The following is an 11,260-nucleotide window of genomic DNA, read 5'->3' as shown; positions in this document are numbered from 1 at the left end:
ATGTATAAACTTGCTATAAACCGACCTATTACTATTTTAATGTTTTTCTTAGCTCTTATAATATTTGGTTTATTTTCTGCTTTTACTATGAATGTAAATTTATTTCCAAATGTAAATATCCCACTTATTAAGATAAGTGCAAAAGCAAACGGGGATCTAAGTTATATGGAAAGCAAGATCACAAAAGAGCTTGAAAATGCTATAAGTGAAATTGATGGACTTAAAACTTTATCTTCTGCAAGCTATGATAATTTTAGCGTTATTTTTGCAGAATTTAAGCTTGATAAAAATTTAGAAGTTGCTGCTAATGATGTAAGAGATAAACTAGGAACTTTAAGCCTTAATGCTAAAATTGAAATAGAAAAAATCTCTTCTGATTCGGGGGCAAATATAAGCTTATTTTTTAAATCTAATAACCCTTTAGAACTTATGCAAACTATAGAAGATAAAGTTAAGCCTTTTTTACAAAGAATTGATGGAGTGGGAAAAATCAATACCATAGGGTTTTTAAAACCTCAAATTCGCATACAGCTTGATATAAATAAATTGCAAAAATACAATCTTAACGCTTTAGAAGTTGCAAATATTATTAAAAATCAAAATTTTAAACAAGGTTTAGGAGAACTTGAAAACAAAGAAAATAATTTTATACTTAAAGGCTATTTTGAAGCAAAAACAATTGATGAGTTAAAAAATTTAAGAATTTATTCAGGGGTTTTTTTAAGCGATATTGCAAAAATTGAAAATTTATATGAAAATCAAAAACAAATTGCCTTCTTTCAGAGCAATGGAGTTTTATTGGAAATAAATAAAATAAGCAATTATAATGCTTTAAAGATGATTAGAAATGTTAAACAAGCTTTAGAAAATCTAAAAAATGAACTACCTAAAAATATAGAGTTTGATATACTTTATGATAAAAGTGCAAACATAACAAAACATTTAAATCAAGTAATTTTTGATATGATTTTCGGAGTTTTTTTAACTTTAATTATTGTATTTTTATTTTTAAGAAATTTAAGTGCTACTATTATAGCTTTTCTTGCTATTCCTACTTCTATTATAGCAACTTTTTTTATTATAGATATTCTAGGATATGATTTAAATCGTCTTACTTTTATAGCACTTACTTTAAGTATGGGAATTTTTATTGATGATGCTATAGTTGTAATTGAAAATATTACAAAAAAACTTAAAGATTATCCTGCTTTAGAAGCTTCTTATTTGGGTGTTAAGGAAATTGGTTTTAGCGTGCTAAGTATTAGTGTTGTTTTGCTTTGTGTTTTTATACCTATTTCTTATATGAACTCTATTTCAGGGCTTTTTTTTAACGCTTTGGGTATTAGTGTAGCTTCAGGGGTCATTGTAAGTTTTTTAGTTTCTATACTTCTAATACCAAGCCTAAGTGCTAGATTTTTAAATTCTAAAGAAAGTCATTTTTATCAAAAAAGTGAAATTTTTTTCATAAAAATAGAAGACTTTTATAAAAATTTACTTTATAAAATATTAAAGTATAAAATTCGTTTTATTATTGTTACTTTAATTTTTCTCTTTTCTTGTTTTGCTTTAGCTTTTAAAATAGGACTTGATTTTTTACCTATGGAAGATGATAGTGAATTTCAAGTTTTCATTGAAAGTAAACAAGATCTTAGTTTAGAAGCTATGAAGGATAAGTCTTTAAAAATCTTAAATCAAATTAAAAAAGATAAAAGAGTTGATTATACTTATTTATTAGTAGGTTATAATGATGCTAAAGAAGCATCAAAGGCAAAAATTTATATCAAATTAAAACCTTTAGAAGAAAGAAAAGAAAGACAAAAAACTATCATTAGTCAATATAGGGCGTTATTAAAAGATAATGATCTTAATATTAAAGTTTTGGAAATTCCAAAAATAGATGGAGCAGGTATTGATGATCCTGTGCAATTTTTAGTTTTAGGAGATGATTTAAATAAAATCAAAGAAGCCACCTTAAGAGTAAAACAAGTTTTATTACAAAATAAAGCTATAGTAGATATAGATGATGATTCTAATGCTAAAAAAGCAGAAGTCGCACTTTTCATCAATCAAGAAAAAGCTAAACTTTTAAATGTAAATCCTTATTATATTGCTGAAATTCTAAAATATTCTTTTAATAATCTAATTATAGGCAGTATGGATAGAGCCAATTCAAAAGATGATATTGTCATAAGTTTAGATCCAAAATTTAAACAAGATATAGATTCTTTAAAAAAAATACACATTAAAAACAATAAAGGTGTAGATCTTGATCTTTCTAGTGTGGTAGATTTTTTATATAAAGAAGATATTAAATCAATTCATCATTACAATAAAAATCGCAGTATTAAAACTACAGCAGGAGTTAATAATATTTCATTAGGAGAAGTTCAAAATTTAATTCTTAAAAATATAGATTTTATTTTAGGAAAAAACAATTTAAACTATGCATTTTCTGGCTTTATTAATCTTTTAGGAGAAACAATTGATGGCTTTATTTTTGCTATTACTTTAGGTTTTATATTAATTTATCTTGTATTAGCAGCACTTTATGAAAGTTTAATTTTACCTTTAATTATTATGATTACTATGCCTTTAGCCTTTGGTGGAGCTTGTCTTGGACTTTTTATCACTGGACATAATTTTTCTCTTTTTGTTTTAATTGCTATTATTTTACTTTTTGGTATGGTAGGAAAAAATGCTATTTTACTTGTGGATTTAGCCAATAAAAAATGTCACGAAGGGTTAGATCCTGATGAAGCTTTAATTTTTGCTGGAAAATCAAGACTTAGAGCAATTTTAATGACAACTTTTGCTATGATTTTTGCAATGTTACCTCTTGCTCTTTTTAAAGGCTCAGGTTATGAAGCAAACTCTCCTATGGCAATTAGTGTTATTTTTGGACTTATAAGCTCAACTCTTTTAACTTTGCTTGTTGTTCCTGTATTTTTTAAAACTTGCTTTAATTTAGATTTAAAAATAAGAAAAATTTATGAAAGAAAAAAACTGCTTTAAAGCTAAAGCATTATTTTTCTTTAAATTTTAAAGCAATTTTTGCTTGAAGTTTAAGCCAGTCTTTTTGAAGCATTATAGGAAAACCTCCATAAACTTTTCCTCCTTCAAGGTTTTTACTAACTCCTCCTCTTGCTGCAATAGTAGCAAAATTTCCTATTTTTAAATGCCCACTTGTTGCACTTTGTCCGCCCATTATAACATTACGCCCAAGCTCACTAGAACCAGAAATTCCACTTTGTGCTACTATAATGCAGTTTTCACCTATATGGCAATTATGACCCACTTGAACTAAATTATCTATTTTTGTTCCTTTTTTAATAATTGTGCTATCAAAAACTGCACGATCTATAGTTGTACAAGCACCAATTTCTACATAATCTTCTAAAATTACATTACCATTGTGATAAATTTTAAAATGTTCTCCATTTTTATTATGTGCATAACCAAATCCATCGCTTCCTATAACACAATTTGCAAGCAAATGGCATTTTTTACCTATTTTAGTATCATTATAAATTACAACATTAGGATGGATGATAGTGTCATCTTTTATCTCTACATTATCTCCTATGTATGCTCCTGCCATAATAATAACATTTTCTCCTATAAAAATATTATTTCCAAGATATACATTTGGCATAATCTTAGCACTTTTTGCAATTTGTTGTTTTTTTTCTTTAACATCTGAAATTAAATTATTAGCAAAAAGTTTGCTTAAAAAAGCAAAATGAAGATGCGCATTAGGACTTATTAAAACTTTTGTATGCTTAGGAACTAAATGCTCATATTCTTTTGCTATTAAAATAGCACCAGCACCTGTATTTGCAATATCTTTAATATTTTTTTCCCCATCGCAATAAGTAAGCTCCATAAAATTAGCTCTTAATAATGAATTTAAAGATTTAATCTCTAAATCCTCACCTTTATAATCCAAACTTAAAAAATTAGCAATTTCGCTTAATTTCATTTTAACCCCTTTTTATAATCAACCATTAAATTCAACACTTTCAAATCTTGGCTTTTCAGCAAATGAAGATTTATCTTTTAAAAAAAGAACTTCACACATTCCTACTGGTCCATTTCTATTTTTTCCTACAATAATTTCAGCATTTTCTTGTAAAGGATTTGGCATAAAATTTCTTTGATAAGTTTTTCCTTCGGCTTTAGCTTTATTTTCTCTTTCTTTTTCTTCTTGTTCTCTATAAACTTCATCTCTATATACAAATAAAATTGTATCAGCATCTTGTTCTATCGCCCCACTCTCTCTTAAATCACTTAACATTGGACGTTTATTGGATCTATTTTCTAATGAACGATTTAATTGAGATAAAGCGATAATTGGAATATCAAGTTCTCTTGCTAAAAGTTTTAAACCTCTTGAAATTTCACTTACTTGCAAATGTCTGTCATTAAAATTAGAATTACTCATCATAAGTCCTATATAATCTATCACACAAAGCTTTATTCCTTCTTCTTGTGATTTAAGGCGTCTTAAAATGGCTCTTACATCTGTAATTGTTATATAACCGCTATCATAAATATAAAACTTTTTTTCTATATAATCATTGCAAGCATCGCCTATACGATCCCATTCATTATCATTTAAATCTGCAGTAATAATTTTTTGCAAAGGAATAGAAGTTTTTGCAGACAACATTCTTTGCATAATTTGAACTGCTGGCATTTCAAGTGAAAACATTACCACTCCATTGTTTTGTCTTAAAGTTTTTTCTATAAAATTTAAGCACAAGGTTGTTTTACCCATACCGGGTCTTGCTGCGACAATAACAAGCTCTCCACCTTTAAAACCTTTAGTCATAGAATTAAGCTCATCAAATCCTGTATCAAGTCCTATTAATCCTTTATTTTCTAAACTTTTTTGCTTTTTAAATTCTTCTAAAAGCTCGCTCACAACAATCTCTGAGCTTTTAATATCATTAGAATTAATCCTATTTGTCAAATTAAAAATTTCTTTACCGATTTCATCAGAAATTTCGCTAACAGGACGCTCTTCGTTAATACGACTTGGTAAAAGATAGGCAAAATTTAAAAGTTGTCTTTTAATTGATTTTTCTTTAAGTTCATTTACATAAGCCACTAAATCGATCATAGTTGGCGTTGCTATAATTTCATTTAAAACATTCTCATCGATATTTTTATTGTATTTTTTAATAAAACTTACACTAATAGGGCTATTGGCATTTACACAAGCAATAATAGCTTTAAAAATATCTTGATGGGCTTTTAAACTAAAGTCTTTTATCTCAATATCTCCGGCTATACTAGCATAAGCATCTTCGCTATATAAACAAGTACTTAAAATAGCTCTTTCTAAATCTAAATCAAAATATTCTTGATTTTTCATAAATTTTTAACCTCTAAAAATAACTTTGTATTAAAATTTTAACAAATTAAAAATAAATTTATACGAAATTAATACAAATTTAATTAACATTATCCCTTTTTATTTTCAAAATTAAAAGGAGAAAAAATTTGAAAAAAATATTATTATCTTTCTGCTTCATCCCGTTGTTTTTAAGTGCAGCAGATTTTAACCAAGGTTTTAGTGGAAATATTTCATTTGGGTTTGGCATTAGAGATATCAAAAGCAATCTTTCGCCTTTAGCTAATCGTGATTATATAAGTAGTCTTAATGAAAATCCTCATTCTAGCGCCGAAGCAAGTTTGCTTTTAGGATTTGAACTTTATTATGGTGGTTTAATTGACAACGATAGACTTTTTCTAAAAAACTATAATGGAAGAGATATTAGTGGAATTTCTTTAGGTTATGAAAGATCATATTTGGAAAAATTTACCTCTTCTTTAGCATTTGTTAGCTCATTAAGAGAAAAAGCTTACGCTAATCCTTATCTTACAAAACAAAATAGAGAAGAAACTGATGTTAGTAAATTTGGTATTAAACTAGGAACAAGTTATGAAATTGATGCTTTACAAAATATAAATTTAAGCTATCTTTTTGCAAAAAATAAAATTGATCAAGAACTCATTACGCTTAATTCTTTAAAACGTGATGGATATTTTCATCAAATTGAACTAAAATATAATTATTCTTTCTTTAATGCAGGGATAAATTATGACTACAATGATGCAGATGGTAAAGCACAAAGCTTCTCAAGATACGGAATAAGCGCTGGATTGAATCATCCTTTTATGCAAGATTATATTTTATCTCCTGAAATAGCCTATAATAAAATAGAAGCTAAAAAAATTAATCCACTTTTTAATCAAAAAGCTTCTGGAAATGAGATAAAATTTAATTTAAAGGTTGTTAAAAATAATTTCTTAGACAAAAAAAATCTTTATTCATATGCTACTTATATTCTTAAAAAAGAAAATAACGATATTAGTTTTTATGATGAAACCTATCAGATATTTTTAGCCGGAATTGGTTATCGCTTTTAAAAAATAAGCTTGAATGAATTTCAAGCTTTAAAATACAATAGTTTTATTATTATAAATAAAAACTCTATCTTCAAAAACCAAATCAAGAGCTTTAGACAATACATTTTTTTCTATAACTCTACCTATTTTTTGCATTTCTTGCCAAGTATATTCATGATTAACAGGTAAAACATCTTGAGTAATAATAGGCCCCTCATCAAGACAATCATTTACAAAATGAGCTGTGGCTCCAATAATTTTTACCCCTCTTTCATAAGCTTGCTTATAAGGATTTGCTCCGATAAATGCAGGTAAAAAAGAATGATGAATATTAATAATTTTTTCCTCATAACATTTAACAAAATAAGGTGATAAAATTCTCATATATTTTGCTAAAACCAAATAATCAAAATTATAATTTTTTAAACAAGATAAAATTTCTTTTTCTTGTTCATCTTTGCTTTTATCAGTTGTAGAAAATGTATGATAAGGAATATTAAATTTTTCTACCAATGGTTTAAGAATATCATAATTTGAAATCACAGCTTTAATATTGGCTTCAAGTTCATTGCTAAAATGTTTTATAAGCAAATCTCCTAAACAATGACTTTCCTTTGTTACAAAAATAATAATATCTTTTTTTCTTTTTTCATAAAGTTCGATAAAAGAATCACAAGGCATTATTAATTTTAAATTATTAAGCAATTTTTCCTTATCAAACTCTCCCTCTAAAAGTCCTCTAAAAAAGAACATTTCCTCATTTACAAATTCGTCATTTTTAATAATATTAATATTATTTTCAAAAAGAATTTGAGAAATTTTATAAACCAAACCTTTTTGATCTTTGGTGCTAATTTTTAAAATATATTTCATAATCTAATCCTTTTGTAGATATTTTAAAAGTTCTTTTTCTTTTTCTTTTTGTATTAATTCTCCTAAATCCTTTCCATTTAAATTGCTTTTAAAAATTTTATCCATATCAATATTGATTGCAATTTTTTTATCATATACTTTTAATTTTTTTGCTCTTTTTATTCTTTCTTTATCCCAAAGACCAAGCCAAGAATTTAAGGGTTTTTTTAAGGCAATTTTTAAAAGCTCAAAATCACTTATTTCACCTTCAAAATACTCTTCTTTTACCTTTGATAATAATTCTTTTTTTAACTTACTTTTTTTAAAAAACTCATTAAAATCAATTTTAAAATAATTTAAGTAAAGATATAAAAATAAAGCCTCATCTTTAATAAATTCTCTAGTATTTTTAAGTAATTTTTCAAATTGACTATCATTAAAATTATGAAAAAAAATTTTTTCTTCTAAGTTTAAATCTTGTATATATTTATAACCCAATGCCAAATTTTCTGTTTTAAAAAATTTATAAAGTTCTGTATTAATACGCTCCAAATTAAGATCGCTTATATCCATCTCTCTCATCAATTCTAAGCTTTCGTTAGCAATGATAAAATTAAATCTTGCTGCAAAAACAATAGCTCTTAAAATTCTTAAACTATCTTCTTTAAAGCTTTTAGCATCTATGTGTCTTATGGTCTTATTTTTAAGATCTTCATATCCACCATAAAAATCTAAAAATTCACCATTAAAAATATTAATCATTAGAGCATTAAAAGTAAAATCTCTTCTTCTTGCCCCATCTTTTTCTATTTGACAAATTTTAACATCAAAGCCTCTATAACCTTTTGAAATTTTATTTTCATATCTTGCTAAAGCCAAATCATAGTTTTTATATTTATAAACAAAAAAACTTTTACCAAAACCATTGGCTCCTAGTTTTTGCATTATTTCATCAAATTGATGACAAGTAAGATCATAAAGTTCTATATCATAATCATTTAATGGAAGATTTAATAATAAATTTCTTACACTTCCACCTACTAAATATGCTCTTTTGGTATAAGGTTTTAAAAAATTTACTATAAAATTAATATCAGGATTATTTTTTAAGTTTATCTTCAATTTTTGCAAGTAAAAACTCTAAAAAATTTATCGTTAATGTTAATTTTTGCTCTACTTTATCTTTTTTTACACTATTTAAACCCTCAAATAAAACTAAAATTCTTTCTCGTAAATTTTTTAAAAAAATATCATCTTGATAATTTAAATTTTCTTTTTTTTCTAGTACATTTTCTTCTATTTCTTGTATATAAGAATAAGCTTCATCAATTTGTGGAATATTTTCTAAAAAATTATTATTTTCTTGACTTATTTGTAGTTTTTTTTCATTTTGAAATTCTTTGGTTTGTTCTTTTAAAATATCATTTTCAATTTCATTATCTTGTTCTTGTATAGAAATTTCTTCAACGCTAGGAAATTCTTCTTTAGATTCTTTAGTATGAATTTCATTTAATTTATTTTGAATATTTAGTTCTTTTTGCTGTTCTTCTAAAATACTTTTTTGTCTTTCTTTTTCTTTAATTTCTATACTAATTTCATCAATTGTTTTTTTAGCTAAATCTTCAATATTCATATTTTTATTAACCACCTTTTAAATTCATTAATTTCTTCTTCACTTTGCATCATAATAAAAAAATCAAGCATTTGGGTATTTAAATCTGTATGTTTTGATCTTAATCCACTAAGTCTGCGTATAGCATCAATAGCATTTTGATTTTCTGGATCACTTTTTAATATATTTTTATAAATTTCTAAAGCCTCATTTTTAAGACCTTGTGCTTCATAAATAGAAGCTTCGGTAACGGTATTTTTTTTCATAGATCATCTTTTGATATTGTTTTTTTAATTTAAATATTTTAGCAAAAAGAGTTATTACAATCAAGCAGATCAAACAGAAAGTATGGCGCGCTCGAGAGGATTCGAACCTCTGGCCTTTTGAACCGCAATCAAATGCTCTATCCAGCTGAGCTACGAACGCAAAATAAAAATGAAAATTATATATAAAAAATCTTAAAAATAGCAAAAATTTATTTCTTTTTTTTTAAATAATCATCAAATTCAAGCTCTTTAACTTTCTTGCTTTTGTAGTATAACAAGCCAAAAATTAAAATAAAACAAATGCTAAAAAATATATATAAGGTTCCATAAGGATTATTTTCTAAAAAAAGATTTTTTGTATTCATTCCAAAAAAACCTACTATAAGATTTAAAGGAAGAAAAATCACAGAAAGCACACTTAAGAGATAAATATTTTTATTCATTGTTTCATTTTTAATAGAGCTTGATAAAATATAAAGTGCATCAAGATGCGAAAGATTATCTTTAATGCTATTTATAAGAATATCAACATTTAATAATAATAATTTTAAAGTTTTTTTCAAAAAAAGATGATCGTTTAAAAGCATTTTTAAAGAATCTTTTAAAAGTATCAAAAATTTTAAATTTTTATTAATTTTTTGCTTTAAAACGAAAGATTTCTTTAAAAAATTCTTAATAGAATTCCCTTTTAAAATCATATTTTCTTTATATTCAATGATATTTTGAAATTGAGTATTTTGCTTTTTTATATTTTCTAAAATTTCTTTAAATAAAGAAGTAAAATCTTCTATTTTAAAAGGTATAAATTCTTCATTATTTTTTAAAAAAAGAATATTTTTATCCTCAAACGAAAAAACTTTTAATTTCTGATCAAAATGTAAAATAAAAATTTTTTGCTCTCCAAAATCAGTATAAAGTGTTTCTAAATTTTTATTTTGCAAAATTTTCTTTAAATTTTCGTTTAGCACTGCACACCTCTTAAAGAATAAAATTCTTTTTTAAATTTAGAAAAAGAATTTGAAAGAATTGCTTTTTGAGCATCTTTAACAAGCGTTAAATAATAATGCAAATTATGCAAGCTTGCTAAACGAAAAAAAGTTAATTCTTTTGATTTAAAAAGATGATTTAAGTATCCTCTTGAATAATTTTTACAAGTATAGCAAGAACATTTTTCATCAATAGGACTATGATCATTTATAAATTCCATTTTTTTAATATTAAATTTCCCAAAAGTAGTAAAAAAAGTTCCATTTCTTGCATTTCTTGTTGGCATTACACAATCAAACATATCAACCCCTCTTTCAATGTTTTCAACCAAGTCTTCTGGAGTCCCAACTCCCATTAAATATCTTGGACGTTTTTCATCCATAAAAGTTGTAACATTTTCAACTGTTTCATACATAAGTTTATTTTCTTCACCTACACTTAAACCTCCAATAGCCAAACCATCAAATTCCATTTCATTTAAAGCTAAAGCACAACGCTTTCTTTCACTATAATCTGTTCCACCTTGCACTATACCAAAAATATTTTGCCCAATCCCTATTCCATTTTCTTGTTGTAATTTATGATATTTTATAGATTCTTTTGCCCATTTTATTGTTCTATCTACTGAAAGTTGTATTCTTTTAAGATCGGCTGGTAAAGCTACTAAATCATCTAGTATCATCATAATATCTGAATTAAAATCATATTGAGTATCAAGCACACTTTTTGGAGTAAAAAAATGTTTGCTTCCATCAATATGACTTTTAAACTCTATCCCCTCTTCACAATGTTTTGAATTTTTACTTAAAGAAAATGCTTGAAATCCACCACTATCTGTTAAAAAGCTTTTAGTAAAACCGCTAAAATGATGTAATCCTCCAAAATTTTTAATCACACTGCTTGTAGGACGCAAATATAAATGATAAGTATTTGCTAAAATAATTTTAGCATCAAGTAAATCTAAAAGATCCTTAGCATCAAGACTTTTTACAGCCCCAAGTGTCCCAACTGGCATAAAAATAGGCGTTAAAAAAGAACTATGGGTAGTTTTAATCTCACAAACTCTTGCATTTTGATCTTTATGTTTTAATTTAAATTCCATTTGCTATAATTTCCTTTTTTGGAGTGA

The 11,260-nt window shown here is 25.5% G+C and carries 10 protein-coding genes and 1 tRNA gene; 2 read left to right on the top strand and 9 right to left on the bottom strand.

Annotation, left to right across the window (positions count from 1 at the left end; all coding sequences use genetic code 11):
- The gene (locus GQV94_RS00145; protein WP_200168966.1) at nt 1–3,012 is read left to right on the top strand and encodes an efflux RND transporter permease subunit; all 3,012 of its coding nucleotides are present in this window, start codon (nt 1–3) and stop codon (nt 3,010–3,012) included.
- A 10-nt stretch (nt 3,013–3,022) separates the two neighbouring features.
- On the opposite strand, the gene lpxD is transcribed toward GQV94_RS00145, so the two are convergent.
- The gene (gene lpxD / locus GQV94_RS00140; RefSeq protein WP_200168965.1) at nt 3,023–3,979 is read right to left on the bottom strand and encodes a UDP-3-O-(3-hydroxymyristoyl)glucosamine N-acyltransferase; all 957 of its coding nucleotides are present in this window, start codon (nt 3,977–3,979) and stop codon (nt 3,023–3,025) included.
- A gap of 18 nt (nt 3,980–3,997) precedes the next feature.
- Nucleotides 3,998–5,377 carry a replicative DNA helicase gene (locus tag GQV94_RS00135; protein ID WP_200168964.1) on the bottom strand — a complete coding sequence of 460 codons (1,380 nt, stop codon included), beginning with the start codon at nt 5,375–5,377 and terminating at the stop codon, nt 3,998–4,000.
- A gap of 128 nt (nt 5,378–5,505) precedes the next feature.
- On the opposite strand from GQV94_RS00135, the gene GQV94_RS00130 reads away from it, so the two are divergent.
- Entirely contained in the window at nt 5,506–6,435 is a 930-nt protein-coding gene (locus GQV94_RS00130; protein ID WP_200168963.1) for a DUF2860 family protein, read from the top strand.
- Between the two features lie 27 nt (nt 6,436–6,462).
- On the opposite strand, the gene purU is transcribed toward GQV94_RS00130, so the two are convergent.
- The 7 genes from purU to tgt form a co-directional block, all read right to left on the bottom strand.
- A complete protein-coding gene (gene purU / locus GQV94_RS00125; protein WP_200168962.1) occupies nt 6,463–7,287 on the bottom strand; it encodes a formyltetrahydrofolate deformylase in 825 nt (274 codons plus the stop codon).
- A gap of 3 nt (nt 7,288–7,290) precedes the next feature.
- A complete protein-coding gene (locus tag GQV94_RS00120) occupies nt 7,291–8,397 on the bottom strand; it encodes a CCA tRNA nucleotidyltransferase (RefSeq protein WP_200168961.1) in 1,107 nt (368 codons plus the stop codon).
- Nucleotides 8,366–8,899 (bottom strand): CiaD-like domain-containing protein, encoded by a 534-nt coding sequence (locus tag GQV94_RS00115; protein WP_200168960.1) that lies wholly within the window; start codon nt 8,897–8,899, stop codon nt 8,366–8,368. The genes GQV94_RS00120 and GQV94_RS00115 overlap by 32 nt, the downstream gene beginning before the upstream one ends.
- Nucleotides 8,896–9,144, bottom strand: coding sequence for a hypothetical protein (locus GQV94_RS00110; protein ID WP_200168959.1), 249 nt, complete (start codon nt 9,142–9,144; stop codon nt 8,896–8,898). The genes GQV94_RS00115 and GQV94_RS00110 overlap by 4 nt, the downstream gene beginning before the upstream one ends.
- 83 nt (nt 9,145–9,227) lie before the next feature.
- Nucleotides 9,228–9,304 (bottom strand) — tRNA-Arg (locus GQV94_RS00105).
- A gap of 49 nt (nt 9,305–9,353) precedes the next feature.
- The gene (locus tag GQV94_RS00100; protein ID WP_200168958.1) at nt 9,354–10,112 is read right to left on the bottom strand and encodes a magnesium transporter CorA family protein; all 759 of its coding nucleotides are present in this window, start codon (nt 10,110–10,112) and stop codon (nt 9,354–9,356) included.
- A complete protein-coding gene (gene tgt / locus GQV94_RS00095; RefSeq protein WP_200168957.1) occupies nt 10,106–11,233 on the bottom strand; it encodes a tRNA guanosine(34) transglycosylase Tgt in 1,128 nt (375 codons plus the stop codon). The genes GQV94_RS00100 and tgt overlap by 7 nt, the downstream gene beginning before the upstream one ends.
- Between the last annotated feature and the right edge of the window lie 27 nt (nt 11,234–11,260).

The sequence above is a fragment of the Campylobacter sp. TTU_617 genome, from assembly GCF_016599045.1.
GTDB lineage: Bacteria > Campylobacterota > Campylobacteria > Campylobacterales > Campylobacteraceae > Campylobacter_D.
Note: the sequence above shows the minus strand (reverse complement) of the source record. Positions and strands in the feature narration are given on the sequence as shown.

Bases quoted from the DNA above. Each gene is read 5' to 3' on its own strand.
- GQV94_RS00135 (WP_200168964.1), bottom strand. From the start codon at position 5,377: ATGAAAAATCAAGAATATTTTGATTTAGATTTAGAAAGAGCTATTTTA.
- tgt (WP_200168957.1), bottom strand. From the start codon at position 11,233: ATGGAATTTAAATTAAAACATAAAGATCAAAATGCAAGAGTTTGTGAG.
- GQV94_RS00115 (WP_200168960.1), bottom strand. From the start codon at position 8,899: ATGAATATTGAAGATTTAGCTAAAAAAACAATTGATGAAATTAGTATA.
- lpxD (WP_200168965.1), bottom strand. From the start codon at position 3,979: ATGAAATTAAGCGAAATTGCTAATTTTTTAAGTTTGGATTATAAAGGT.
- GQV94_RS00110 (WP_200168959.1), bottom strand. From the start codon at position 9,144: ATGAAAAAAAATACCGTTACCGAAGCTTCTATTTATGAAGCACAAGGT.
- GQV94_RS00145 (WP_200168966.1), top strand. From the start codon at position 1: ATGTATAAACTTGCTATAAACCGACCTATTACTATTTTAATGTTTTTC.
- purU (WP_200168962.1), bottom strand. From the start codon at position 7,287: ATGAAATATATTTTAAAAATTAGCACCAAAGATCAAAAAGGTTTGGTT.